Origin of the sequence: Sphingobacterium sp. E70 (assembly GCF_019285695.1) — a bacterium.
In the GTDB taxonomy this organism is placed as follows: Bacteria; Bacteroidota; Bacteroidia; order Sphingobacteriales; family Sphingobacteriaceae; genus Sphingobacterium; species Sphingobacterium detergens.
The window spans coordinates 3,746,943-3,771,331 of sequence record NZ_CP079104.1 but is presented as its reverse complement, the minus strand read 5'-3'; the positions used below and the strand labels follow the sequence as shown (position 1 = coordinate 3,771,331).

Annotated in this window: 32 protein-coding genes, 1 tRNA gene and 4 pseudogenes; 35 read left to right on the top strand and 2 right to left on the bottom strand. The window is 44.0% G+C overall.

Features of this window, described 5'->3' with window-relative positions; translation table 11 throughout:
- Positions 1 to 149 precede the first annotated feature (149 nt).
- From KUH03_RS26500 to KUH03_RS26455, 9 genes and pseudogenes are all read left to right on the top strand, one after another.
- Positions 150 to 350, top strand: coding sequence for a hypothetical protein (locus tag KUH03_RS26500; RefSeq protein ID WP_257087498.1), 201 nt, complete (start codon positions 150 to 152; stop codon positions 348 to 350).
- 307 nt (positions 351 to 657) lie between these two features.
- On the top strand, positions 658 to 1,209 hold the full coding sequence (locus tag KUH03_RS26495; RefSeq protein ID WP_257087497.1) for a TolC family protein: 552 nt from the start codon (positions 658 to 660) through the stop codon (positions 1,207 to 1,209).
- Positions 1,206 to 2,042 carry a TolC family protein gene (locus tag KUH03_RS26490; RefSeq protein ID WP_257087496.1) on the top strand — a complete coding sequence of 279 codons (837 nt, stop codon included), beginning with the start codon at positions 1,206 to 1,208 and terminating at the stop codon, positions 2,040 to 2,042. Before KUH03_RS26495 ends, KUH03_RS26490 begins: the two co-directional genes overlap by 4 nt.
- An 11-nt stretch (positions 2,043 to 2,053) precedes the next feature.
- Positions 2,054 to 2,803 carry an efflux RND transporter permease subunit gene (locus KUH03_RS26485; protein ID WP_257087495.1) on the top strand — a complete coding sequence of 250 codons (750 nt, stop codon included), beginning with the start codon at positions 2,054 to 2,056 and terminating at the stop codon, positions 2,801 to 2,803.
- Positions 2,804 to 2,823: 20 nt separating this feature from the next.
- Positions 2,824 to 4,334, top strand: a pseudogene (locus KUH03_RS49195) (efflux RND transporter permease subunit).
- A complete protein-coding gene (locus KUH03_RS26470) occupies positions 4,217 to 4,642 on the top strand; it encodes a hypothetical protein (protein WP_257097324.1) in 426 nt (141 codons plus the stop codon). The pseudogene KUH03_RS49195 and the gene KUH03_RS26470 overlap by 118 nt, the downstream one beginning before the upstream one ends.
- Positions 4,643 to 4,700: 58 nt before the next feature.
- Positions 4,701 to 5,216, top strand: coding sequence for an efflux RND transporter permease subunit (locus KUH03_RS26465; RefSeq protein WP_257087492.1), 516 nt, complete (start codon positions 4,701 to 4,703; stop codon positions 5,214 to 5,216).
- Entirely contained in the window at positions 5,213 to 6,307 is a 1,095-nt protein-coding gene (locus KUH03_RS26460; RefSeq protein ID WP_257087491.1) for an efflux RND transporter periplasmic adaptor subunit, read from the top strand. Before KUH03_RS26465 ends, KUH03_RS26460 begins: the two co-directional genes overlap by 4 nt.
- A gap of 162 nt (positions 6,308 to 6,469) precedes the next feature.
- Complete coding sequence (locus KUH03_RS26455; RefSeq protein WP_257087490.1) at positions 6,470 to 6,736, top strand: hypothetical protein; 267 nt, start codon at positions 6,470 to 6,472, stop codon at positions 6,734 to 6,736.
- Between the two features lie 220 nt (positions 6,737 to 6,956).
- On the opposite strand, the gene KUH03_RS26450 is transcribed toward KUH03_RS26455, so the two are convergent.
- Together KUH03_RS26450 and KUH03_RS26445 are read right to left on the bottom strand one after the other, a co-directional pair.
- On the bottom strand, positions 6,957 to 7,418 hold the full coding sequence (locus KUH03_RS26450; protein ID WP_257087489.1) for a hypothetical protein: 462 nt from the start codon (positions 7,416 to 7,418) through the stop codon (positions 6,957 to 6,959).
- A gap of 525 nt (positions 7,419 to 7,943) precedes the next feature.
- Positions 7,944 to 8,017, bottom strand: a tRNA-Pro gene (locus KUH03_RS26445).
- Between the two features lie 581 nt (positions 8,018 to 8,598).
- Between KUH03_RS26445 and KUH03_RS26440 the strand changes: the two genes are divergently transcribed.
- The 26 genes and pseudogenes from KUH03_RS26440 (at position 8,599) to KUH03_RS26305 (ending at position 24,386) form a co-directional block, all read left to right on the top strand.
- Positions 8,599 to 9,177 (top strand): nitronate monooxygenase, encoded by a 579-nt coding sequence (locus KUH03_RS26440; protein WP_257087488.1) that lies wholly within the window; start codon positions 8,599 to 8,601, stop codon positions 9,175 to 9,177.
- Between the two features lie 137 nt (positions 9,178 to 9,314).
- The gene (locus KUH03_RS26435) at positions 9,315 to 9,887 is read left to right on the top strand and encodes a hypothetical protein (RefSeq protein ID WP_257087487.1); all 573 of its coding nucleotides are present in this window, start codon (positions 9,315 to 9,317) and stop codon (positions 9,885 to 9,887) included.
- Positions 9,854 to 10,234, top strand: a pseudogene (locus KUH03_RS26430) (hypothetical protein); the annotation flags it as partial. The gene KUH03_RS26435 and the pseudogene KUH03_RS26430, both read left to right, overlap by 34 nt.
- Positions 10,235 to 10,554: 320 nt before the next feature.
- Entirely contained in the window at positions 10,555 to 11,532 is a 978-nt protein-coding gene (locus KUH03_RS26425) for a polyketide synthase (RefSeq protein WP_257087486.1), read from the top strand.
- On the top strand, positions 11,415 to 11,660 hold the full coding sequence (locus tag KUH03_RS26420) for a hypothetical protein (protein ID WP_306429805.1): 246 nt from the start codon (positions 11,415 to 11,417) through the stop codon (positions 11,658 to 11,660). The genes KUH03_RS26425 and KUH03_RS26420 overlap by 118 nt, the downstream gene beginning before the upstream one ends.
- Positions 11,661 to 11,763: 103 nt before the next feature.
- The gene (locus KUH03_RS26415) at positions 11,764 to 12,291 is read left to right on the top strand and encodes a hypothetical protein (RefSeq protein ID WP_257087485.1); all 528 of its coding nucleotides are present in this window, start codon (positions 11,764 to 11,766) and stop codon (positions 12,289 to 12,291) included.
- Positions 12,288 to 14,066 carry an acyltransferase domain-containing protein gene (locus tag KUH03_RS26410; RefSeq protein ID WP_257087484.1) on the top strand — a complete coding sequence of 593 codons (1,779 nt, stop codon included), beginning with the start codon at positions 12,288 to 12,290 and terminating at the stop codon, positions 14,064 to 14,066. The genes KUH03_RS26415 and KUH03_RS26410 overlap by 4 nt, the downstream gene beginning before the upstream one ends.
- Positions 14,066 to 15,372: pseudogene (locus KUH03_RS26405) on the top strand (SDR family NAD(P)-dependent oxidoreductase). The gene KUH03_RS26410 and the pseudogene KUH03_RS26405 overlap by 1 nt, the downstream one beginning before the upstream one ends.
- 8 nt (positions 15,373 to 15,380) lie before the next feature.
- Entirely contained in the window at positions 15,381 to 15,575 is a 195-nt protein-coding gene (locus tag KUH03_RS26395) for a hypothetical protein (protein WP_257087482.1), read from the top strand.
- A gap of 19 nt (positions 15,576 to 15,594) precedes the next feature.
- Positions 15,595 to 15,951, top strand: coding sequence for a beta-ketoacyl synthase N-terminal-like domain-containing protein (locus KUH03_RS26390; protein ID WP_257087481.1), 357 nt, complete (start codon positions 15,595 to 15,597; stop codon positions 15,949 to 15,951).
- Between the two features lie 173 nt (positions 15,952 to 16,124).
- A pseudogene (locus tag KUH03_RS26385) lies at positions 16,125 to 16,952 on the top strand (hypothetical protein); the annotation flags it as partial.
- Positions 16,953 to 16,986: 34 nt separating this feature from the next.
- Positions 16,987 to 17,223, top strand: coding sequence for a hypothetical protein (locus KUH03_RS26375; RefSeq protein ID WP_257087479.1), 237 nt, complete (start codon positions 16,987 to 16,989; stop codon positions 17,221 to 17,223).
- Positions 17,139 to 18,107 (top strand): acyltransferase domain-containing protein, encoded by a 969-nt coding sequence (locus KUH03_RS26370; RefSeq protein WP_257087478.1) that lies wholly within the window; start codon positions 17,139 to 17,141, stop codon positions 18,105 to 18,107. The genes KUH03_RS26375 and KUH03_RS26370 overlap by 85 nt, the downstream gene beginning before the upstream one ends.
- Positions 18,108 to 18,127: 20 nt before the next feature.
- Entirely contained in the window at positions 18,128 to 18,286 is a 159-nt protein-coding gene (locus KUH03_RS26365) for a hypothetical protein (protein WP_257087477.1), read from the top strand.
- Positions 18,283 to 19,275: a polyketide synthase dehydratase domain-containing protein gene (locus KUH03_RS26360; protein WP_257087476.1), complete on the top strand. Its 993-nt coding sequence runs from the start codon at positions 18,283 to 18,285 to the stop codon at positions 19,273 to 19,275. Before KUH03_RS26365 ends, KUH03_RS26360 begins: the two co-directional genes overlap by 4 nt.
- A 64-nt stretch (positions 19,276 to 19,339) precedes the next feature.
- Positions 19,340 to 19,738 carry a 4'-phosphopantetheinyl transferase superfamily protein gene (locus KUH03_RS26355; RefSeq protein ID WP_257087475.1) on the top strand — a complete coding sequence of 133 codons (399 nt, stop codon included), beginning with the start codon at positions 19,340 to 19,342 and terminating at the stop codon, positions 19,736 to 19,738.
- 75 nt (positions 19,739 to 19,813) lie between these two features.
- Entirely contained in the window at positions 19,814 to 20,113 is a 300-nt protein-coding gene (locus KUH03_RS26350; RefSeq protein ID WP_120262284.1) for an acyl carrier protein, read from the top strand.
- A gap of 144 nt (positions 20,114 to 20,257) precedes the next feature.
- Positions 20,258 to 20,644, top strand: coding sequence for an alpha/beta fold hydrolase (locus tag KUH03_RS26345; protein WP_257087474.1), 387 nt, complete (start codon positions 20,258 to 20,260; stop codon positions 20,642 to 20,644).
- A gap of 282 nt (positions 20,645 to 20,926) precedes the next feature.
- On the top strand, positions 20,927 to 21,115 hold the full coding sequence (locus KUH03_RS26340) for a hypothetical protein (RefSeq protein WP_257087473.1): 189 nt from the start codon (positions 20,927 to 20,929) through the stop codon (positions 21,113 to 21,115).
- A gap of 246 nt (positions 21,116 to 21,361) precedes the next feature.
- Positions 21,362 to 21,649, top strand: coding sequence for a hypothetical protein (locus tag KUH03_RS26335; protein WP_257087472.1), 288 nt, complete (start codon positions 21,362 to 21,364; stop codon positions 21,647 to 21,649).
- On the top strand, positions 21,559 to 22,275 hold the full coding sequence (locus tag KUH03_RS26330) for a nucleotide disphospho-sugar-binding domain-containing protein (RefSeq protein ID WP_306429804.1): 717 nt from the start codon (positions 21,559 to 21,561) through the stop codon (positions 22,273 to 22,275). Before KUH03_RS26335 ends, KUH03_RS26330 begins: the two co-directional genes overlap by 91 nt.
- A complete protein-coding gene (locus tag KUH03_RS26325) occupies positions 22,272 to 22,820 on the top strand; it encodes a hypothetical protein (RefSeq protein WP_257087471.1) in 549 nt (182 codons plus the stop codon). Before KUH03_RS26330 ends, KUH03_RS26325 begins: the two co-directional genes overlap by 4 nt.
- Positions 22,821 to 22,843: 23 nt before the next feature.
- Entirely contained in the window at positions 22,844 to 23,272 is a 429-nt protein-coding gene (locus tag KUH03_RS26320; protein WP_257087470.1) for a glycosyltransferase, read from the top strand.
- A gap of 3 nt (positions 23,273 to 23,275) precedes the next feature.
- Positions 23,276 to 23,701 carry a hypothetical protein gene (locus tag KUH03_RS26315; protein WP_257087469.1) on the top strand — a complete coding sequence of 142 codons (426 nt, stop codon included), beginning with the start codon at positions 23,276 to 23,278 and terminating at the stop codon, positions 23,699 to 23,701.
- Positions 23,677 to 24,138, top strand: coding sequence for a hypothetical protein (locus KUH03_RS26310; RefSeq protein ID WP_257087468.1), 462 nt, complete (start codon positions 23,677 to 23,679; stop codon positions 24,136 to 24,138). The genes KUH03_RS26315 and KUH03_RS26310 overlap by 25 nt, the downstream gene beginning before the upstream one ends.
- Positions 24,135 to 24,386, top strand: a complete 252-nt coding sequence (locus KUH03_RS26305; protein WP_257087467.1) for a hypothetical protein — start codon at positions 24,135 to 24,137, stop codon at positions 24,384 to 24,386. Before KUH03_RS26310 ends, KUH03_RS26305 begins: the two co-directional genes overlap by 4 nt.
- Positions 24,387 to 24,389: the final 3 nt, after the last annotated feature.

The following is a 24,389-nucleotide window of genomic DNA, read 5'->3' as shown; positions in this document are numbered from 1 at the left end:
TGTTATAAAACTTTGATGAAATTGTACAAATAAGCCTTTAAAAGAAAAAAATATATTTGCATCACTGATACGTAAAGCCATTGCGATTTGTCTAGCACCCTATGATGCTGGCGATTTTACCGGCAATTCAACAGATAAATTAAAAACAGGTGAAAAAATTACTCGTCATCTTTCTTTCTATAATATATTCGGTATTGGCCTTAGGCCTTACACAGTACCAGCATATTTGCAAAGGAACATCTGTAAAACTGTACAGCTGGACGAATACTGAAAACCCTGACAACAATAAACCTTGCCCGATCTGCTCTTCAAAGGACAAGAAATTAAACGAAAAAGAAAGACTGCTGTAAACATCAGTCCAAACTGGTCAAACTCAACGACAGTCTAAAAAAGCAATCTCACTTTGATTTTTCGGTAAAATTCTGGGGTTCGGCGATACCCAACCAACTGCTGGGTGCCCTATTTGATATATCTTTTATCAATAGCAATAACGACAAATCCTCACTTATCTATCCTTAAAAAGCCCCATCTGGAGCAATCCGCTCTATATCCTTCATTGTACTTATCGAATTTGATAGCACACATCTTGTAAAAGCTTGTGGTGCCTAAACAGGTACCGCCTTAATTCTTGATGTCTACTCACAAATTTTATTTTCGATGAAATTAAAACTCATTGCATCATTGGGTGTAATCTGGGGAATGAGCCTACATGGCTTTTCACAGACCTTAAAACTCGAAGATGCCCTCACACGTGCCGTTGAACAGTACGACCAGATAAAATCAAAGCAATTTGTTGCATCGGCAGCAAAACAGCATACTGTCTTTCAAAAACAACAATATCTTCCAGACCTCACCTTAGCAGCACAGCAGAGCTTTGGAACAATAAATGCCCAACATGGTCCTATGTATGCCTATGGTGGTCTTGCATCGGGTGCAACATCCATGCCCCTAGCGGAACAAAATTGGAATGCCGCATTTGGATCGCTCTATTTTGCCAATGTCAACTGGAATGTATACACCTTTGGAAGGATCAAAAATCAGGTGCTCCTCGGTTCAATAAAGGAACAGACAACCGAGGCCGATCTTGCACAGGAAATCTTTCAGCACAAAATCAAAACAAGTGCCGCCTATCTGAATCTACTGGCGAGTCAACGGATAAAATATGTTCAGGAAAAAACCTGGGCCGTGCACGGGTTTTTTATGAAATGACTACCGCCAGAGCGGAAAGTGGATTGATCGCTGATGTAGATGCCCAATTGGCCAAAGCAGAAGTTTCTAATGCAAAATCCCTTCAGATCAAATCCTACGACAAGGAACTAGAGTACTCAAAACAACTCGCCATTTTGTTAAATGATGATTTTAAAACATATCAACTGGATACGACCTATAATACCAGTATCCCGAACAGGAAAGTAGTACAACACGAAGCTTCCGTGGAAAAACATCCATTCCTGCTATTCCAAAACAGCAAAATCAACGAGAGCATACAAACCGAGGAAATCCTGAAATCCAATCGCATGCCCTCTGTTTCCGCTTTTGGCGTACTACAAGGACGCGGCACTGGTTTCGACTGGAACTATATGCAGGATAACTCAGCATACTCTTCAAATTATTTTAAAGGAGTGGGTATAAACCGAGCAAACTATCTGCTTGGCGTTTCATTCAGCTGGAACCTGACTAATATCTTCCGTTTTGATACCAAAAACAGGGAGCAAAATTATATACTCTGGCGATCCAGAGAGAATATGAAAAACATAAAAAGATTTTATAGCGCAGTCCCTCCTCGCCGATTCTCAGCTAAAAATGCCATTGACAATTTCAGGGAAACCGAAATCCAATTGTCCGCTGCTAGTCTTGCTTACAAACAGCATAATGCATTGTATGAAAATGGACTGACAACCCTGGTTGATTATACCCAGGCATTGTATAGTTTAAATAGAGCTGAGATCGACTATGAAATTGCACAGAATAATGTTTGGCAGGCATTGCTATCGCTGGCCGCCGCGCAGGGTGATTTCAATATTTTCATTCATCAATCTTAAGTCTATCCTTTATGAATATCATCAAATTTGCCTTGCAAAAACCAATTTCCATTATGGTTATTGTCATTGGCCTGTTATTCTTTGGTATCAAAGCAACCAAAGATGTTAAAGTAGATATCCTACCCGAAATGGACCTGCCTGTCGTTTATGTAGCCCACTCTTTTAACGGCTATACCCCACAGCAGATGGAAGGTTATTTCACCAAAATGTACGTCAACATGCTCCTGTTTACCAATGGTATTAAGAGTATAGAATCAAAGAATACTCAGGGATTGACACTCATGAAAATTGTTTTCTATGAGGGTATTGATATGGGAGAAGCAATCGCAACCATCAATGCATTATCCAATCGTTCCCAGGTATTTTTACCTCCGGGTGCGCCACCACCCTTCATCATCCGCTTTGACGCTTCCTCCCAGCCTGTCGGTCAGCTGGTCTTTCGTAGCAATACGAAAACCAATAATCAACTACAGGATATCGCGAACTTCAGTGCGCGACCATTCTTAATAAAGATACCGGGACTGACAACTGCTCCACCTTTTGGCGGAAGTCCACGGACAATCGAAGTAAACATAGATCCTTACAAACTGCGGGCGCACAACCTGTCTCCGGAACAGGTTGTTGAAGCCATCAGTAGAAATAACATCACCTCTCCTTCCGGAAATGTGTATATCGGTGACAAAAACTATCTGACACCGACAAACAATACGGTAAAGAAAATAGAAGAACTGGGGAAATTCCAATCTTTAAAAACACAGTAGACAATGTATACATCCGTGATGTGGCAATCATAAAAGATGGTGCTGATATCGCCACAGGTTATGCCCTGATTGACGGAAAAAGATCGGTTTATATTAATATCGCTAAAGCAGGAAATGCTTCGACCCTGGATGTTGTCAATAAGCTTAAAGAACGCTTGCCCGAAATCCAACGAAATATGCCTGACGATGTCAGCATTTCGTACGAATTTGACCAGTCGGTTTATATCAGCAATGCCTTGAAAAGCTTAGTTATCGAAGGAATTCTGGGCGCTGTCCTCACCGGTCTGATGGTGCTCCTATTTCTGAACGACCGCAGGGCAGCGCTGATTGTAATTATGACCATCCCTATTTCGATTATTTCTGGTGTTTTATTTTTGAAGCTATTTGGACAGACCCTCAATATCATGTCCTTATCGGGACTAGCATTAGCTATTGGAATATTGGTCGATGAAAGTACGGTGACCATCGAGAATATCCACCAGCATTTTGCCCTGGGAAAAACGCGTGCCCAAGCAATCTGGGATGCCTGTAAGGAAATTGCTTTTCCAAAACTTTTGATCATGCTCTGTATTCTGGCCGTATTTGCTCCTGCTTTTATGATGACCGGTATTCCCGGTGCATTGTTTATGCCGCTTGCACTGGCGATCGGATTTTCGATGATTGTTTCGTTTTTATTGTCGCAGACTTTTGTACCCGTGATGGCCAATTGGATGATGAAACATGATCCTGAAACATGTCATAATCCCGCACATAAGAAAAATTGGTTTGATCGTTTTCGTGAGCGCTTTCTGCATCTATTGTCAAACTTGGTAGCCAAACACAAGATAATCGTAAGCTTAAGTTTGATTTTTGCATTGGTAGCATGCTTTTTCTTATATCAGGAATTGGTAAGGATGTATTGCCTACAGTCAATTCCCGTCAGTTTCAGGTACGGATAAAAGCCCCTGAAGGTACGCGTATCGAAGTAACTGAAGGAAAAGTAAAGCAGTTTCTAACCCTTTTGAAGGAAAAAGTAGGCCCTGATAATATTGCCATATCATCGGTTTTTATCGGTCAGCACCCCTCTACTTTCGCCGTTAGCCCAATTTATTTATACAATGCCGGGCCACACGAGGCATTGATGCAGGTGGCATTGAAGAAGCTAAAAGGTAATTCGGATGAATTAAAGGATGAACTCAGAAAGTACTTTCAAGAAAAAATGCCGGAAATACAGCTCTCTTTCGAACCCATTGAACTTACTGAGAAAATACTAAGTCAGGGCACCAATACCCCTATCGAGATCCGGATCTCAGGGATGATGAAAAAGATGAATCGCATGTATGCGCAAAAACTTCTCGGAAAGTTAAAGGAGATCGACTACCTGCGCGACCAGCAGATCCCCAGTCCATGGATTATCCAGCCCTACAGATTAATATCGATCGGACAAGGGCGGCACAACTGGGACTCGATGCACAAGATATCGCAAAGTCATTGGTCACCGCTACCGCATCCACACGCTATACCAATAAGAATTTTTGGGTCGGTGGAATGATGGGAATTGCCTACGATGTGCAGGTTCAAACACCACAAAATATTTTAAACAGTAAAGAAGAACTGGAGAATCTAACACTTTCTAAGAATGCAGACCGTCCCGTGCTAGGCGATGTCGCAACAATTACGGCAACCAAAGAACTTGGTGAAAGCTATAATTTGGGAACTATGGGCTACACCACGGTTGCCGCAAATCTGCATAAAAAGATCTGGGGAAGGCTTCGCACGACATTCAAGCCGCTATTGCATCTTTGGGTGAATTACCAAAAGGTATCAATATTGAAGTCGCGGGGATGGCACCTGTACTGAATGAGACGATGAGTAATCTCGCTACAGGTCTATTGATTGCTGTTGTGGTTATCTTTTGATGCTTACAGCGACTTTTCAGTCCTTTCGGATATCACTCGTTATTCTCTCTACAGTTCCTTTCGTGATCGTTGGAGCGTTGATATTATTAAAATTAACCGGTTCGACACTCAACTTACAATCTTATATGGGACTCATTATGTCTGTCGGCGTTTCGATTGCCAATGCGGTCTTATTAATCAATAATGCAGAATCGCTACGACTGAAAAATCAAAATGCAATAAGCTCCGCTATTGAGGCCGCCAAGCTTCGCATCCGTCCCATTATCATGACAACTATCGCCATGGTTGCGGGGATGTTACCGATGGCTATCGGTTTTGGTGAAGGTGGAGACCAGGTCTCGCCATTGGGACGCGCTGTTATCGGAGGTCTTCTTTTTCAACCTTCTCGGTACTCATCGTCCTCCCGCTGGTATTTGTATGGATACAGCACAAAGCAACAACGACCTCGCCTTCTTTGGATCCTGAAGATGAGGAAAGCATTCATTTTGTTAAAACAAAAATCTAATTCTTTATGAAATTTAAGTCAATCATATTACCAGCAATTGCGCTATTATTTAGCGCATGCGACCAAAATACAAAAGAGAACAACGGCACCACAAAGGAAACCCCAAAAGCCACGAAGATGGGGTTCATGCCTTTGATGACCATCCCGATTGCCAAAATGAATCCTACTGTTCCACTACAACTGGCGGGCGAACTAAAACCTGATCAGGAGACAGCATTGTTTGCAAAGGTGCAGAGTTATGTCAAGACGATCCATGTAGATATTGGTTCGCAGGTCAGCAAAGGGCAGATACTAATGGTGCTGGAAGCTCCCGAATTGCAGGCTCAAATAGCCAATGCAAAGGCCAAAATACTTTCGCAAGAGGCGATTTATACAGCAACAAAAGCCAATTACGATCGTATGTTTCGGGCAAACCAGACTAAGGGCGCTATTGCCCGCGATGCCCTGGATCAAATTACGGCACAAAAACTTTCTGACGAAGCCAGTGTAAAAGCCGCTCGGGCCGCCTATACAGAAATACAGGATATCAATCAGTATTTAATTATACGGGCACCCTTCAGTGGTATCATTACATCCCGAAATACAGATATCGGCGCCTATGTTGGCCCCATGGGTGGAACACCTTTGCTTATCATCCAAAATTCATCTAAACTCCGTTTAAATCTATCGGTTCCGGAAGCACATGTTCCCTATGTAGCCATAGGTGACACCGTCAACTTCACGGTAAGGGCACTTCCGGAGAAGAACTTCCAAGCAACAATAACCCGAAAAAGTGGTACGCTGGACATGAAGTTACGATCCGAAAAGTTTGAAGCAGACTTTGTCAATAACGATCCGGATCTTAAGCCTTTTATGGTCGCCGAAGCAAAGGTTCAGCTTAAAAACAGCAAAGCAACTTTCTTTATTCCACGTTCGGCATTGGTCGAAGGCAACATGGGAATCTATGTCATCAAAAATGCCGGTGGAAACGCAAAGTTTATTCCTGTAAACAAGGGAAGAATACTCAATGATAAAATTGAAGTTTTCGGCGAACTCACGGAGGGTGACCAGCTAATAAAAATGGCCAACGAAGAAATCACAGAGGGAACACCTATTAAATAGAAAATATATGAAAATGTTAAGATCAATGTTATTTTCAGCTTTATTAATTACGTTGGCAATAAGCTGTGGCAGTCCTGAAAACACAAACAACAATGCAGCTTTGCCAGCTGTAACGCAAAAAAGCAATTTGGTTATGAAAAAGGACAACAGGTCCCACAGGATATGGTCTGTATGGTCAATGACGAATTTATGGGCAAAAAGCAACTGGCGGTACCTTTGGATGGAAAGATCTATTACGGCTGTTGCGAAAATTGCAAAGAGAGAATCCCAAAAGATGAGAATGTACGCTATGCCATAGATCCACATACTGGATCAAAAGTTGATAAAGCGAAGGCCTACATTGTCCTTATCGGAAATGAAGGTCAGGTTGCCTATTTCGAACATCAGAACAACTATAAGTTGTTTCTGAAGCAGAATAAGGTATTATAGCCATACAGTAAAGAAAATCAAAACGATGGGCTGCGCCTGGGCAGCCTCATTATTAAGATCATACAACAGTCTAGTTTATATCAGCTTTAATTACTGCTCCTCGGCTTCTAGCAGTTGAATAAACCGCTCACCCAAAGGTGAAATCTCGTACCCTACGGTGTGGCTTATTGTTAAACCCAGGTTTTTCAGCTTGCGAATATTTAGTTTCAGCCATTCCTTTTCAAAAACCCAGTAACCGCGCAATACCGATCGCATGTAGATTGGGATTTTCTCTTATGGCAGATAAGATTAACCTTATCCATGGCCCCTGTCTACTAACAGTATCCAAGCGGGCTATTTTTATTTTCAACTGCATGAACTGTTCCTCCGAGAGTTCAGTCCCCTCCCGCAACTTAATCCGCGGGTCTTCGGAGTGATAACGGACAGCTGTCCTGAAAATCGTTGCCAAGTATTGCTGTCTGAACGATTTTAAGAGTTGAGTTTTATCTTTAAAACCAGCACTCATGGCCTCTTGGTCAGTTATTACGGATTCGTCGACCGTTTCTATCGCACCGATTTCAACCAAACCAACCGAAGTCTTCAACAGCGTCCCGCTTTTGACAGCAGCCTGTTTCCATTGACGAAAGGCCAAGGTAATTTTCCCTGATTTTATTCCCGCCAGATGAATCTCTTTAAACAGCATCGCATGAATTCTTTATATCCATATTTAATTTCTGATCCGAAACCGAATGAAATTAAAAGCAAAAATCGTGCATTCATTTACGAGTCAACACATGAAGAAACCAAACTCTTAGAACAAGATTTCAGCTATCCTGGAGTTTGCCAAGTTGGGAATTCCCCAGTTCAGAGTTATTGGATTGATTATCACCAAAAGTCCGTTTAAACTGACATACTGTACAAATTAAATAACCTACAAGAACACCTAGGATAGATGCCAAAATATCTTTGTAATCAAAGGGGCCGCTAGTTTATGATTTTAGCAAATGTGTTGCTCAACAAGATGGAAAATTATATTGGCTGTTGACTATGAAAAAAGCTGTTTACATTACATTGGTTCAGTCGGGGTGGCAGGATTGGTTCAGCCACACAATGCCCAAACACGACCCTGAGCCTCCTTTGGATCGAACCTCACAGCTCCTCAAAAGGCCGTAGGTTCTCATCTCGCCTAGAAACAAAAAAAGCCCTAACTTTCATTAGAGCTTTTTAGTCGGGGTGGCAGGATTCGAACCTACGACCTCCACATCCCAAATGTGGCGCGATACCGGGCTACGCTACACCCCGAAAAAGGTATCACCTTTGTTTTGTGTGGCACAAATATACACTTATTAGGCATTCCTTACAAGCATAAATGTAAAAATAAAACTAATCAGCTGATCTATTGAAAGATATTACCTATTATTCATATTTAATTAAATAGTTAAATATAAAAGTCATGCAGGAAGCAAGATAATCAAAGCGCTCATACGCTTTATTCACTTCACAACTGCCGAGAAGGATCGCAAACAAATAATATAGAAATCGAAAACGACAACCTATTATTATAAAACACAATCAAAAAAGCTTTATGAGATAAAATTATCCCTTTAGTTATTACAACTATAAGAAAATATTTATTATTTTCGAAACACAGACCTAAAAAACGATATACAACTGAATTTCAATAAATTTGTAGCCTCTTGGTTAATAATACTCAAGCATTTACTACTTTTTGTTAAAAATCATTATCAAATTACCTTTATTGTTAAAAATATAATAGAAATTAACTACTTTTATTCTACCATAACAACCCTCCTATCAAAACCACTAAGATTTTGATGTTTGTTATGGATCTCCTGCTATTATATTTTCAAGATCATCAATGCATGAAAAATTTAACCATTATTGGATTAACGCCTTTTGAAAAGCCTGACGTCAATCTCATGCCCAAACTCTATCAAGCGGGTGCATTTCCCGTACTAAGTTTGGGACACGACTTAGCCAACGCTCAGGAAGCACTGAATCAACTTGATCAGACTGCTCTATTTACTTATGGAATTTATTTTCCAAATGATAAACTTCTATCCCTTGAAATTCCGGAGAAAGTAAGCGTCGTCATTCTTCCTTTTGGCACCCCAGCTCCCACAGCTCCGCACCTGTCTATAGTGTATCAGGTCAGTAGTCTGGAAGAAGCCATACAAGCGGAACAGCTTAACGCAAAAGGAATTATCATAAAAGGAAATGAAGCTGGAGGTCTCGTTGGATATGAATCCACGTTTGTACTCTTCCAACGGATTATCAAAGAAATCCAGTCCATACCAGTATGGGTACAGGGCGGCATAGGTCTGCATACCGCTGCTGCCGCAAAATCCCTCGGTGCCACTGGAATTGTGTTGGACAGCCAACTTGCGCTGTTTCCTGAAAGTTCAGTTCCCAAGACTTCAAAACACTCTGTGGAAAATTAAACGGGACGGAAACCAAGATCATTGCCAACCATCGCGTATTGGTGCGACCAAACTCTCCAGTGTTATCGGACCAGGTTGACACGACCGAACTCCGAGCATATTTTACCGACCTGAATCCTACTACGAGTTATATCCCGATGGGGCAAGACATTTCCTTGGCCATCGATCTTTATGAAGATTTCAGAACACTGAAAAAGCTTATTTTCGGATTTAAGGAAGCCATGTACGGCCATTTAAAGCAGGCGAAAGCATTACAACCGATTGACAGTGACAATGTATTAGCGAAACAACTAGGCCTGCGTTATCCGATCGCACAGGGTCCCATGACCCGTGTTAGCGATGTCCCTGCTTTTGCCAATGCCGTAGCGGAAGCTGGAGCACTCCCATTTGTTGCCCTGTCCCTGCTCCGTGGTGAAAAAGCCAAAACCTTGGTTATGGAAACCAAACAACTCGCCGGAAACAAAACCTGGGGAGTGGGAATCTTAGGCTTTGCACCACAGGAATTGCGTGAAGAACAGACGGCCTATATCCTGGAAGCTAAACCTCCTGTTGTCCTGATTGCCGGTGGTCGACCTGCACAGGCTAGGGTATTTGAAAAAGCAGGCATAACAACGTTTCTACACGTACCGTCTCCTGCCCTGCTCGACATGTTTCTAAAGGAGGGTGTCAAAATTTCATTTTCGAAGGTCGCGAATGCGGTGGCCACGTAGGACCTCTTTCGAGCACTGTGCTCTGGGAAAAACAGATCGAACGTATCTTAAAAGAAGATCATCCCGAACAGATCAGTGTTTTCTTTGCCGGCGGCATACACAATGCTTTCTCAACAGCATTTGTTTCTATCATGGCAGCTCCCTTAGCTGCGCGAGGCGTAAAAGTCGGTGTATTGATGGGAACAGCATATCTTTATACGCAAGAGGCTGTAAGTACAGGTGCAATTCAGGAAGAATTTCAGCTGCAAGCCATGCAAGCCAGGGACACTGTCCTCCTGGAGACAGCACCAGGGCATGAAACTCGTTGCTTGAATACGGCTTTTGCACAACACTTCAACCGGGAGAAATCCAAACTCTTGGCTGCAGGTGTAGATAAAAAAGAAGTCTGGGAAAAACTCGAAAAATTAAACGTCGGCCGCTTACGTATTGCTGCTAAAGGTGTAGACCGTCAAGGTGATAAATTGGTCGACATCCCGAAAAGTGAACAACTGGACCTGGGTATGTATATGATCGGCCAGATTGCAACCATGCAGAACAAGGTGATCTCCCTAGACGCGCTGCATCAACATGTCGGCATCGACAACCAGCAGTATATCCATGAAGCAATATTACCGGAAGAACCACTTTCCAGCGAAAAACCGTTGGACGTTGCCATTGTCGGAATGGAGTGTATTTTCCGGGAGCCAAAAATCTGGAAGAATTTTGGCGCAATATTATCCTTGGAAAAGATAGCGTTACCGAAGTTCCAGATGAACGCTGGAACAAAGAGATTTACTATAAACCTGACGCAGACGGTCCGGACGTATCGCACTCAAAATGGGGTGGTTTTATTCCGAAAATTGATTTTGATCCCTTAGCTTTCGGGATTCCACCGCAATCGCTCGCAGCTATTGAACCAACACAATTGTTGACGCTATTGGTCGCCAAGCGTGCCATGGAGGATGCCGGTTATGGCGAAAAACAAATCAACCGTGAAAACATTTCCGTGATCATCGGTGCTGAAGGTGGCAATGACCTCGCCAATAGCTATAGCTTTAGAGGATACTACAAACAGGTATTCGGAGAACTTCATGAAGAAGTGAAGGAAGCATTGCCTCATACCACTGAAGATTCATTCCCTGGTATACTGGCAAATGTTATCGCTGGCCGGATCACGAACAGACTGGATCTCGGCGGCCGAAATTTTACAGTAGATGCTGCTTGCGCCTCATCCCTCGCAGCGATTGACCTCGCCTGTCAGGAACTTATTCTGGGCAAATCGGATATGGTGCTTGCGGGTGGAGCGGATCTCCATAATGGAATCAACGATTACCTGATGTTTTCCAGCACACATGCGCTATCACGTAAAGGACGATGCGCTACATTTGACAGTGATGCGGATGGAATTGCTCTTGGCGAAGGGGTAGCGATATTGGTGCTCAAACGCTACGAAGATGCTGTACGCGATGGCGACCGCATCTACTCGGTTATCAAAGGCGTGGGCGGATCCAGTGATGGTAAAGCCTTAGGCCTCACCGCTCCCGAAAAATCGGTCAGGTACGCGCACTGGAACGTGCCTATAATCAAGCAGGTATCAGCGCAGCATCCGTTGGCTTGGTTGAAGCGCATGGTACAGGAACAGTTGTTGGTGATAAAACAGAACTGAGTGCGCTGACCAATTTATTCAGCCGGTCGGGTGCCCTACCAGCACAAACGCATTTAGGTTCGGTCAAAACCCAGATCGGTCACACAAAATGTGCCGCCGGATTGGCAGGCTTAATCAAAGCTTCCTAGCTGTATTTCATGGTGTAAAACCACCAACACTTCACCTTCAACAACCGAATGCATATTATAATGCCCAAACCAGTCCTTTTGCTTTCCATGCCGAAACAGGTTTATGGGGAGAAAAAGACGTTATGCTGGCATCAGCGCCTTTGGTTTTGGTGGAACAAATTTCCACGCTGTTATTGCGAATCATCCGCAGGAAGATAGTACAATTGCATTGCAATCTTGGCCATCGGAACTATTTGTTTTCCGTGGCGACAGCTACGACGAAGCTAAGGGTCAATTGGGTCAGGTAAAAGCACTGTTAGATATTAACGATAGCCTCCCGCTAGAAGATATCGCCTATAGCTTAGCTGTTGCTTCTAAAAAAGAGATCCAGCTCAGCATTGTTGCCGATACAGCCGAAGACCTAATGATGAAAATCGAATTGGTGTTATCTGGTATTGAAAGCAAAGACACCTTTATAGTCAATAAACGCGAAGGTAAAACAGCATTCTTATTTCCGGGACAAGGTAGTCAACGTATCAATATGGCCCGTGATCTCTTTGTGGTATTTCCGGCAATGCGAAAGCTGATCGCCCAGTATCCTGAACTGGAAAAAGTGGTCTTCCCTCAACTACCTTTGATGCCGATTCTTTGAAAAAACAAAAGGAAATCATTAAAGATACACGTCTGGCGCAACCACTTTTGGGGATCGTCGATTTAGCCTTAGCTAAATTCCTCCAGTCATTGGGTATCGTCCCAGATATGCTGGCAGGCCATAGTTACGGTGAATTACCGGCATTGTGTTTCGCTGGTGTATTTGACGAAGAACAATTAGTTGAACTGAGCAGCAAGCGGGCTCAATCCATCCTGGATTCGGTCGAAAATGGAGATCCCGGCACCATGGTTGCTGTTAACGCAAATGCGGAACAGTTGAAGGCACTCCTCAATCGCGTGGAAGGCTGTTATCCGGTGAATTACAATTCTCCGACACAATGTGTTGTTGCAGGTAGCACAGCCGCTATCGGGAAACTCATGGAACTGCTAAAACAGGAACGTGTCTCTGCTAAAAAGCTAGAGGTGGCCTGTGCTTTTCATAGTCCTTTAGTCGCTAGATCGAAAGAGCTTTATGCGAATGTATTGAAGGATGTTCCATTCCAAGAAATGCGACTACCGGTCTGGTCAAACACAACAACAAGCTTATATCCTACTTCGGTATCCGAAATAAAAGCAAGACTGACTGATCATCTGGTTCAACCTGTCCGCTTTGTTGAGGAGCTTCAGGCCATGTATGCAGATGGCGCACGGATATTTATTGAGGTAGGTCCAGGTAAAGTGTTGACGGGCCTGACCAAATCTTGTCTGGAGCAAGATCAACTGACCCTGTACGTAGAGGATAGCAACCGCAACAAATTGACGCACCTACTCTGTATGCTTGCACAATATTTGGGAACTGGTCGCAATTTCGCTATTGATAAACTTTTTGAAGGCCGTCAGATTCAACCAATCCAGCTAGATCAACCAAACTTATATAAGAAAAACCCTACTATCTGGCGTGTCAATGGACAAGCTGCACATCCAACGACAGGAACGCTACCTGTCAATGGCGCATTGCCAATAGTAAGCCCCATTAAAATGAGCAACCTTAACAACCCTATAGCTGCAACAACAGAAGCACAACCTGCTGCTGAGCGTATGCTGCAAGAATATTTAAACAGCATGAAAATGCTGATCCAGGCGCAACGTGATGTTATGCTTTCCTTCTTGGGACAAAACCCTCAAGTAACACCGATGCCTGTCTATTCGAGCCCTGCACCAAATGTGACTGCAGATCGTTCTAACCCGATTCCTATTCAACCAGCTCTCAGTGAAAATTCCGCTGTCGCAACAGTTGTACAAACAGCAACCAAAGACATTAAAACTTTATTGTTGCAGGTAGTAAGCGACAAGACCGGTTATCCACATGAGATGTTGGGTATGGAAATGGATCTGGAAGCCGACCTCAGCATTGATTCAATCAAGCGGGTGGAAATTATCGGAACATTGCGTACAGAGCTTGGGACACTAAAGTTCGATCATGCAAATGAAGATACAATCATGGAACAATTGGCTGCCATAAAAACCTTAAATGGCCTGGTTTCCTGGTTAACAGAATTCAGCGGCGCAACAGCGGCACCAGCAACAAGTACTCCAGCAGCAGTATCGACACCTGCAAGCGCAACGACAAACAAGTCTTCACTCTCCCTTGCAGAATTACAAACAGCAATACTGGATATCGTCAGCGAAAAAACCGGTTATCCCAAAGAAATGTTAGGATTGGATTTGGACCTCGAAGCGGATTTGAGCATAGACTCCATTAAACGGATGGAAATCATTGCTGAACTGAAGACCAAAATTGGTTTTGGGAGGATCTCGAACACGCCGAAGATCTAATGGAAACCTTAGCCGCGATTAAAACCCTTAACGGCCTTGCTTCCTGGATCAGTGAAGTTAGCGATACAGCTCCTGAGCAGAGTCTCTTGTCCAGACTTCGTTTTGACCTGACACCAGCAGATGCTGCTTCAGCACAAGATACAGAAATTCTACAAGGCAAACGTTTTGCCATTGCTCCTGATCATGGGCAACAGACACTAGCCATCAAAACCATGCTCGAAAAACATGGTGCTATCGCCGAATTGGTCAATCCGGAAAATGATCTTGCTGTCTTCGATGGGCTAATTATCTCCGACATATTTTCAGCAACAGTACAACATAATATTATAGATCAAGTTGATCTGATCAAAAAAATGGATCTGGACAGGGCCAAATGGGTTTATTTAATCTCTGATATTCCGGCACATGTCGAAAAAACAAATGATACACATGCCTTACGCCACTACCAGGGTTACCCGGGACTGTTTAAAAGTTTAGCTCGTGAGTTTGAACAGACCAGCTGTCGATTGATCAGTTTAAGCACACCGCAGGAAACAGATCAGATCGCTGAAATCGCACTAAAAGAAATCTTGACAACCGATAAAACCGTTGAGGTTATCTACAAGAATGATCAACGTCATACATTCGATATTATTCCTTCACCACTGTCGACAGGCAACGAAGAAGTGCAAATCCAGCTGGATCAAAAATCTGTTGTCCTTGTACTTGGCGGTGGACAGGGGATCACTTCTGAATTGGTAAAACATATGTCGGCCTCCTACCCTTGTACTTACATCCTTGTGGGCAGGTCAGCAGACCCAAGAAAAGATATCCCGATCTCGAAAGAACTGGAAACAATGACCTCCAAGGAACAGATCAGAGCTAATCTTATTCAATCAGGACTATTCCATGCACCAGCACAAATTGAGAAAGAGACCCTTCGCATCTATAAGAACAATCAGATCCTACGGACTATCCGCGATATGGAACGTCTAGGAAACACTGTCGTTTATGAATCATTGGATCTCTGTGATGAGGCTGGATTAACGGCCTTACTCCACCAGATTTATGAACAATATGGACAGCTCGATGGTGTTATCCATGGTGCCGGTTTGCTGGAAGATAAACTGTTCAAACAAAAACAACCAGTTCTTTTGGACGTGTCTTTGACACCAAAGTAAAACCATTACGCGTATTGGCGGAACAACTACGTTCGGACTGTCAGTTCGTTGTCTTATTTTCGAGTATAGCATCTGTTTATGGCAATAAAGGTCAGACAGATTATGCGGCAGCAAACAGTGTATTGATGACTATGCCAATGTACTGAATAAACGCTTGAAAGGAAAGGTTATTTCGATCAATTGGGGGCCTTGGAAAGGTGCCGGCATGGTTTCACAGACATTGGAAACAGAATATGAACGCCGTGGCATCTCCCTTATTCCTTTGGATGAAGGGAAGGAAATTTTCCTTAACGAGATCAGGTATGGTACGGAAAGCCAAGTGTTAATTATGTCAGGCAACAATTGGTAAACCGTCATATCCATTGATTATGAAGAAAACAGATGTTGCCATCGTTGGTTTATCTTGTGTCTTTCCGGGGGCACAGGATGCCAATATGTTCTGGCAAAATATCATTAATAAGGTCGATTCCACTGAATTTGCTCCATCCGATCGCATTGACCCTATCCATTTTAGTGATGGTCCGGGGACTGTAGATCGCTTTTATTGCAAACGTGGTGGGTTTATCTCTGACTATGTGTTCGATCCAACGGCATTTGGCATTTTACCACTTGCCGTTGAGGGAACCGAGCCGGATCACCTGTTAACGCTTGATCTGGTACAGAAAGCGCTGGAAGATGCCGGCGTATTCCAAAACAGGTATCCCTGGAAAAGGCGGGAATTGTGATCGGGAAAGGAAATTATACTGGCCCGGGGCTACCCGTGCCATAGAAATTGTACGTACTGGCGAACAGATTTCTTCCCTTTACAGGAACTTTTACCGCAGGTGCCAGCTGCTGATATCGAAAAGGTAAAACAAGCATTCCAGGAACGCAGGGGCGCTTTGCCGCTGATACGGCTATGGGCTTAATCCCTAATCTTGTGGCTTCGCTTGTTGCCAACCGCTTCAATCTTGGCGGTGTGGCCTTTACCGTAGATGCTGCTTGTGCCAGCGCTTTGATCGCTGTAGACCATGCTGTACAGGAACTGCAGCGTCGCCGTAGTGATATCATGATTGCAGGCGGTGTACATACAGGACAAAATGCAGCTTTCTGGAGTATCTTTGCACAATTGGGAGCCCTTTCTCACAACCAGCAGATCAAACCTTTCAGCATGGATGCCGATGGCTTACTCATCGGTGAAGGCTGTGGTTTTGTTGTATTAAAGCGACTCGAAGATGCTGTACGTGACCAGGATAAAATCTATGCTGTCATCAAAGGTGTAGGCGTGAGCAGCGATGGTCATGGCACAAGCGTCATGAGTCCATCGGTGAAAGGACAATTAAAAGCTTTACAACAGGCTTGGATAAATGCTGAACTGGACAAAAACAGATCGGCTATCTGGAAGCACACGGTACAGGGACACCTCTTGGAGATAAAACTGAACTACAGACACTGTCGCAGTTTTTCGGTAAAGAAGACGCTGCTCCAGTCGCTGGAATCGGTTCGGTCAAATCCAATATTGGTCATGCCATGCCTGCGGCAGGAATCGCGGGCCTGATAAAAACCTGTTTGGCGCTACACCATGATACACTACCACCAACCCTTTATTGCGAAAACCCGACCGCTGATATGCAGACTACGCGATTTGCTCCGGTGCAGGAAGCAAAAAGCTGGTCAAAGTCAGGTCTGCCCAAGGTGGCCGCGGTAAATGCTTTTGGTTTCGGCGGTATTAACGCACACGTGGTCTTAACAGGCTATGATATGCCTAAAAAGATCCCGTATTGTTACTTGCCCGACCAACACATGCGGAATTACTTTCTGCTTTACAGCATAACGATACGACAGTGGGTGAAGGCCATTATCGTATCGCCCTATTTGATCCAACCCCAGAACGGATTGAAAAGGCAATCAAAATCGTTTCTAAAGATAAAGCTTGGCGCAACAAGCAGGATATCTGGTATACCTCCGCCCCATTATTACAAGAGGGGGCAAGGTTGCCTTCGTCTTCCCTGGTTTAGATGGCTTAGCGAAGGGAGAGGTAGACTCGGTCAGCCGCTATTTTGGACTGACTGCACCTATAAAAACCGAAGGTGAAGGACTGCTGAATGATGCGTTGGCTATTTTCAATTCTTGCAGCATTTTGGACAATTCCCTAAAAAAACTGGGAATATATCCAGACATGAATGCTGGGCATAGCTTAGGTGAATGGTTGGCTGGCTATTCTTCGGAACTAGCTGAAGCAAGTTCGGTCAAGGATCTTATTGATGTCCTGAACCCGAAGACTTTTGAACTCAAGGATTCCAAATTTATTGCCATCGGAACCGGGCTGAAGGAAATTACACCTTTGATTGCTGGAATTCCTAATATTTATGTTTCCAATGACAACTGTCCACATCAGGTCATTCTATGCGGCAGCAATACCGCTTTAGAGGAGCTTGTACCTCAGTTGAAAGCGAAACAGATATTCCATCAGATCCTGCCATTCCAGTCGGGGTTTCACTCGCCTTTTGTGGCAGACAAGCTCGATCTGATCTTGGCAGGTATGGAAAAAGTACAGTTTCAGCCAACCAAAATCCCTTTGTGGTCGGCCACCACGCTGATGCCATATCCATCGGATCAACAGGCCATCCGCCAATTGAGTGCCGAACACCTTGTCCAACCTGTCCGTTTCCGCGAGCTAACGGAAAAGCTGTATGACGAGGGAGTCCGGTTCTTTATCCAGGTGGGTACTGGTGGACTGATCGGCTTTATTGACGATACCTTAAAGGGAAAAGCTTTCAGCACCCTAGCATCCAGTGTGGTAACACGTTCGGCGCTTGCTCAGCTACAACGTGTCGTTGCGGCTTTATTTGTAGAAGGAAAACGGTGGCGCTGGATTTTCTGGCGGTACAAAATCATATAAAAAAGGCGACAAACAAAGGCATGAAGTTGCAGCTCGGTTCGCCTATCGTCCGTAATTTTGATGCGGTCAAGAGCTTAGGAAAGTCTTTTGATACAGTACAGCCACAACTGACCTCGGGAACAGCTGTAAAGAGCAATCATCCATTGGTACAGGCATTTCAGAGAATATCGCGGATATGATCCGGATGCAGGAAGAAGTATTGACACTCTTTCAGAACCGGCCTGCTCCTAGCAGTGCAGCAACTGTCGCCAAGCCCGTTGTCGTAGAAAAACCTGTAGACAGACATTTTTCAAAAATACTACAGGTCAATTTGGACAGCCATCCTTACCTGATCGATCATAGTCTGCTGCGACAACCACAGGGATGGCCAGAAGTAGCGGACATGGAACCGGTGATTCCGATGACCATGATTTTTGAATTGCTGGCCGAAATCGCTCAGGCGGAACAACCTGCTACCAAGATCCATAAGATCATGCATGTGAGCGTGTTCCAATGGATGAATGTAGCCAAACCTTTTGAGAAAATGGTCAAGGGCGAATGGCGTTCCGCTCAACTTGCCTATCTGGATATCGAGAATTTTGCAAATGCAGAGGTAGCACTGTCTACAGCATATCCCGTCGCACCACAGTTTGATCTTTCCATAGGTGAACCTCTGCCTATCACGCGTACTTCCGAAGAAATCTATGATAAGCATATGTTCCATGGAACAGCCTATCAAGGGATTATGGAGGTAACCGCTGTAGGTAAAAAGGGGATCAGGGGCAAGATCAAGGGTAATGGTGGAAAGGGCTCGCTATTGGATAATGCGGGACAATTGTTCGGTTTGTGGCTTCAGCTCACACTAACAAAAGATCGCATTGCATTCCCCGTTAAAATCAAAGAAATCGAGTTTTTCGATGAGATTCATAACCAGGACGGTCTGTTTGAATGCACCTGTGTGTTGACTGAGCTGAACGATGAATTTGCTATCGCAAACATTACGCTCCAACGAAACGGAAAAGTATGGTGCTCAATCAGAGGATGGCAAAATAGACGATTGAAATCGACGAAGCGTTGTGGAATGTTTCCATGTCGCCATTACACAACCGTCTCTCAGCGGAAATCGCACCAGCTGTTTTCTTTTTCCACCAGGCATATACCCGTGTCGCTTCCTGGGACTTTATCCTGAAACGCTATTTCAACCAAACGGAAAAACAACACTACCAACAATTGTTGCCCAACCGCAGAAAAAGTTGGATGGTAAGCCGTGTTGCGGTAAAAGATGCTGTACGCCAGCTACTGAACCATCAGAAAACCTTCCCTGCTATCCTATTACGTTTGAGATCCGCTCGGATGAAATCGGTAAACCTTATTTACTGGGCGATGCGACTAAAGATATCCATGTGTCACTGGCCCACAAGGGAAAAGATGCCGTAGCTATCGCCCGTCAAGACAGATCTGTAGGTATTGACATGGAACTCATCGAGGAGCGTAGTACCGGTTTTTACCCACTGGTCTTTACCGATGCTGAAATGGAATTGCTAAAAGACAGGGATCAGGCGGAATGGACGACCCGTTTTTGGGTAGCGAAAGAAGCTTACGGAAAATTTCTGGGGACTGGCCTACAGGGCAACCCAAAAGATATGAAGTAGAACGCATCCAGGAGATCATCTCTGGATCAATCAAATAGAAATAAAAACGATCAAACACCAAAATTATATTATCGGATGGACACTGTAAACACCACACTAAAATTGAATCATGAAGAATTATTCGCTTTATTAAAAGGCTTTATAACAGAAGTTATCGGCGAAGAATTTGTAGAAGAGATGGATATCACACCAGAAAGTTCCTTCACAAAGGATCTCGAAATGGACAGCATAGAAATTGTTTCTTTTTCAGAGAAAATCAAGGCACATTTTGGTGACCAGATTGATTTCACAGGCTGGTTATCTTCGATGGACCTGGATCAACTGATCAATCTTGACCTCCGTATGATCATCAATTATATCTACGAATGCCAATAATTACGGTCAACAACAGAAAGGTTCACATACAAGAACTAAATAAAGGTGCTGAACATACCGTGGTACTGATCCACGGCATGTTCAGCAACCTCTATTTATTATTTTAATATTGCTCCGATCCTAGCGCAGCATTTCCACGTGGTCATGTATGATCTCAAAAGTCATGGCATGAGTGAACGTGTATCGGAAGGCTATGATCTTGAAAATATGTCATCGGATCTGATTGCTTTGTTGGATAGTCTACAACTTCAAAACGTCCATCTGCTGGGTTACAGTTTTGGTGGACTAATTGCGCTTAAAACGGCATTGCAGATCCCTACCCGTGTGGAACGACTCGTCGTTATGGAGGCTCCGGATCCACAGGATGAAAAAGCACGCAACATCATCGATGAGTATAGTAAGGAATTTCTGGAACATTATATTGCCAATTTTACCGATACAACGAAAAGGAAAATGGGTAAGCGACAATTTGAAAAAATCATCGCCTTTACGAATTTTTATTCAACCAGACGAGCATCAAAGCTGATATGATCAAGGAAAATATTTCCTCCATGAAATGGATACTGCAACATTACCGCCATCCACCTTACTGTTGTATGGAGATACATCAAACTGTAAACCAACGGGGAATGGCTGCAAACAAAAATATCTGGTGCTCAACTTGAACTCATTCCGGGAGATCACAATATCCCCATACAAGAACCTACACAGATAGCTGAAACTATCGTTGATTTTTTATCTAACCCTTTATTACAAAACCATGGCTAAATTTGTGTTTGTTGTCCCCCACTGACAGGTCATGTCAATCCGACGTTGAGCATTGGTGCTGAACTATTGGAAAGAGGACATGAGGTGGCCTGGATCAGTCTCGACAAAAACTTAACTGATAAACTTCCAGCTGGCGGAAAGCTTTTGCTTATTCAATATGACCAGACGGATGAAGAAAAAAAGAAAGTGAACAGTACCTCGATATCATTTCAAAAAGATCGTCTATGGTATTGATAGCATCAAGTTTCTTTATGAAGATGTACTTATCCCTTTAAATAGACATTGTTATAAAGGTATCCTTACCTTATTAGAAACATTTGCACCTGATCTCGTGATTGGTGACCATCAATTATTTGCGGCATCCATCGCTGCAAAAAACTGGGGCTCCGCTATGCGACCACTGTCACGGCTCCCGCAGCTATTAAAATTGTTAGTGAACTCCCAAAGGTACACGAATGGGAAGAAAAGCAGATCGTTGCTTTGCAACAGGAACTTGGGGTAACTGGAAATAAATCTTTGGATTGCTCGGATTTGCTTACGCTTGTCTTAACGTCCCGTTATTTCTTTGGGGAGATGGATCTCAGCTCAAACTATCAGTTCACAGGACCTGTCCTGTCCGAACGTCGGGTATCGGCTGTATTTGACTGGGATAAACTACATGCTAGTAACCGAAAAAAATCCTGGTCAGTATTGGTACTACCTTTGATCACGACCATAAGAAAGCATTTTTCCAAAAGGTTATCGATGCATTTGCGAGAGAGGAGCTGACTGTCGTCGTTGTTTCAGATCCGCAGCTATTTGATGCCTGGCCTGAAAACTTCATGGTTTATCAACAAATCCCGCAATTGGATCTGTTACCACATCTGGATGCTGTTGTATGCCATGGTGGCCATAACACGGTTTCCGAAACTCTTTCACAGGGTCTACCACTTGTGGTCATCCCGATCGCTTACGATCAGTCACATGTCGCGGGTCGCGTAGTGCGTACCGGTGCCGGTGAACGACTGAATTTCAATCGCTTTAAAGCACATCATTTAAAAGACAGTGTCCATACCATCTTGAATAATCCAACCTATCGTGAAGCTGCACATACCGTCCGTCAATCTTTTGTCGATGCGGGTGGCACGAAAACCGCAGCAGACCTCTTGGAAAAAACTGCCGCCCCTATCGCTTCAAGAGCGGATGTACCGGCTAAGTTCCTCTTTGTTGTTCCACCATTTTTTGGACATATCAGCCCAACATTGAGTGTAGGTGCAAGCCTCCTTGCCCGTGGGCATGAAGTCCGGTGGTTTGGCATAACGCCATTAGCTGATCATCATATCCCCGAAGGTGGAAGTTATATCTATCCTGAAGCGGATCTAGTACCTTTCAGGAGGAACTCCAACAGCTATTGAAACGTCAGGATGATGGCCCCTCCTGTTCGGGTCCCGAAGTCATGAAACTGGCGCTGGAAGAAACCTATGTCCCGATCGCGAAAATGATGATGCCGGGATTGGAACGTCTTCTCGGCCAATGGCAACCTGATGTGATCGTAAACGACTGCATCACCTTTGGAGGTGCACTATTTGCACATAAACATCAGATCCCTTGTGTGACAACAACTCCCGTTCCACCGGATGTCATGGGCGACACGGAAAAGAGTGCTCCTAGGATATTTGAGTGGCAGCAAAATCTGATCAAAGACCTTCAAAAGGCCGTGGGAATTTATGATGAAGGTATCTTTATACACTCCCATCAGCTCAACCTGATATTTACGTCACAAGCTTTTGCCGGCTTTGAAACGGTACCGCCACACATGAAATTTGTCGGACCGGTCAAAGGTCGTCCAAACAATACCCCTTTTGACTGGGAACGTTTGGCCGCCAGCACTACTCCAAAAGTATTTGTATCCTTAGGTACACTGCTCGTGGATATTCGAAAAGCATTTTTGGTAAACTGATCGAGGCCTTTGCCGATCAGCCGGTGACAATTATTGCCGCTACCCCACCAGAAATATTTGAAGAATGGCCTTCCAATTTTATTGTGAGTGGCTTTGTTCCCCAATCCGCTTTGATGCCACACATGGATATGGTTATTTGCCATGGGGGCTTCAATACGGTGAACGACACCTTTACCAATGGTTTACCCATGCTGATCACACCAATCGCCTATGATCATTTTCATACAGCCAAACTTATTGAGCAGGCGGGTTGCGGGCTTAGCATCCGATACAAACGTATGCGTATAGATGCATTGCGGGACACCGTGTTTGAATTGTTGGAAAACCCGATCTATCGAAATGCCGCCAAGGAGGTACAAAAGACCTTTCTAACCGCTGGCGGTAACGACCAGGCGGTAGCGCTATTGGAAGATTTTGTGAAACAAGAATGTTTGACATTGGCACAGGTGTAGGCGATGAAAAGAAAACTATTATTTGGTGAGCGCATGCTGTTGGGGGATGGAACTGAACCCTTCAACGCCGTCATTCCCTTTCGGCTACGTGGTGTTTTCAGCGAAGAAGATATCAAATACGCCTTGAGCCGATTACAGGAAAAACATCCCTGGCTGCGGGCACTTATCCAACATGATGACAAAAATACACCTTGGTTTCAGGTTCCGGAACTAACCGTATCGATTCCGATACGGTTAGTAAACCGAAAAAGTGAAGACGACTGGCAAGTGGAATCCAAAAAGGAATGGCATTCGACCTTCGATTATCAGACGAAACCTTTAATCCGATTTGTCTGGATTAAGGGGAAGAAGTCTCAGATATGCTATTTGTATTCCATCATTGCTTATGTGATGGTGGCTCGGCCATGGCATTATTGTATGAATTTCTAAAAGTACTGGACAATCCGGCCGCGGAAATCGGACTGGAAAATCCGATCCTTGGTATTGAGGATGTCGTACCCGAACATATCTTACAGAGTGGTAAGAAGCGATTTAAAGCAAAAACAATTGGCCGATTAGCAGCTTTAGCTATTAAATGTATTCCGGTCGGCAGAAAAGCGATCGATCGGCAGACGGACTATCTGATTCATTGGAAGTTTGACCAAACCACCAGCAAGCAACTCATTTCTCATTGCAAGTCATTGGATGTCACGGTCAACACATTTCTGGGGGCCATGGTATTGCAGGCATTCCGGAAAGTACGTGGCACGTCGGCATTCAATAAAGTTTCCTGTCCAGTAGATATCAGGCGTTTTACACCACAGATAAAAGATGACCATATTTTTGCTTTCGGATTAATGATTGTCATGTCTTCGAACCAAAAATGAGCTTTTTGGATAACCTCCGGTTGATGCAGGATGACGTGGAACGCAAAACAGCGAAGCTCAATCCTTATATCACCATGATGGTCATGGAATCTGCCCACGATGCCCTAAAGAACTTTACCAGACTCTTAAAACGGGGCAAGTCATCCAATGACTGCATGTTTTCCAATTTGGGACGCATACAGATCCCCGATCAATATCGGGCATTCAGCCTGAAACAATCTTCAGTCCTTCGGTCATTGGTCCTTTAGGCA

Excerpts from the sequence above, each read along its gene's own strand:
- KUH03_RS26485 (WP_257087495.1), top strand. The coding sequence starts at position 2,054 with ATGAATATCATCAAATTTGCCTTGCAAAAACCAATTTCCATTATGGTT.
- KUH03_RS26450 (WP_257087489.1), bottom strand. The coding sequence starts at position 7,418 with ATGCTGTTTAAAGAGATTCATCTGGCGGGAATAAAATCAGGGAAAATT.
- KUH03_RS26305 (WP_257087467.1), top strand. The coding sequence starts at position 24,135 with ATGAGCTTTTTGGATAACCTCCGGTTGATGCAGGATGACGTGGAACGC.
- KUH03_RS26440 (WP_257087488.1), top strand. The coding sequence starts at position 8,599 with ATGAAAAATTTAACCATTATTGGATTAACGCCTTTTGAAAAGCCTGAC.
- KUH03_RS26490 (WP_257087496.1), top strand. The coding sequence starts at position 1,206 with ATGACTACCGCCAGAGCGGAAAGTGGATTGATCGCTGATGTAGATGCC.
- KUH03_RS26455 (WP_257087490.1), top strand. The coding sequence starts at position 6,470 with ATGGTCTGTATGGTCAATGACGAATTTATGGGCAAAAAGCAACTGGCG.
- KUH03_RS26310 (WP_257087468.1), top strand. The coding sequence starts at position 23,677 with ATGGCATTATTGTATGAATTTCTAAAAGTACTGGACAATCCGGCCGCG.
- KUH03_RS26390 (WP_257087481.1), top strand. The coding sequence starts at position 15,595 with ATGAAGAAAACAGATGTTGCCATCGTTGGTTTATCTTGTGTCTTTCCG.
- KUH03_RS26365 (WP_257087477.1), top strand. The coding sequence starts at position 18,128 with ATGAAGTTGCAGCTCGGTTCGCCTATCGTCCGTAATTTTGATGCGGTC.
- KUH03_RS26415 (WP_257087485.1), top strand. The coding sequence starts at position 11,764 with ATGGGGAGAAAAAGACGTTATGCTGGCATCAGCGCCTTTGGTTTTGGT.
- KUH03_RS26495 (WP_257087497.1), top strand. The coding sequence starts at position 658 with ATGAAATTAAAACTCATTGCATCATTGGGTGTAATCTGGGGAATGAGC.
- KUH03_RS26350 (WP_120262284.1), top strand. The coding sequence starts at position 19,814 with ATGGACACTGTAAACACCACACTAAAATTGAATCATGAAGAATTATTC.
- KUH03_RS26435 (WP_257087487.1), top strand. The coding sequence starts at position 9,315 with ATGGGGCAAGACATTTCCTTGGCCATCGATCTTTATGAAGATTTCAGA.
- KUH03_RS26345 (WP_257087474.1), top strand. The coding sequence starts at position 20,258 with ATGTATGATCTCAAAAGTCATGGCATGAGTGAACGTGTATCGGAAGGC.
- KUH03_RS26360 (WP_257087476.1), top strand. The coding sequence starts at position 18,283 with ATGATCCGGATGCAGGAAGAAGTATTGACACTCTTTCAGAACCGGCCT.
- KUH03_RS26315 (WP_257087469.1), top strand. The coding sequence starts at position 23,276 with ATGAAAAGAAAACTATTATTTGGTGAGCGCATGCTGTTGGGGGATGGA.
- KUH03_RS26460 (WP_257087491.1), top strand. The coding sequence starts at position 5,213 with ATGAAATTTAAGTCAATCATATTACCAGCAATTGCGCTATTATTTAGC.
- KUH03_RS26465 (WP_257087492.1), top strand. The coding sequence starts at position 4,701 with ATGCTTACAGCGACTTTTCAGTCCTTTCGGATATCACTCGTTATTCTC.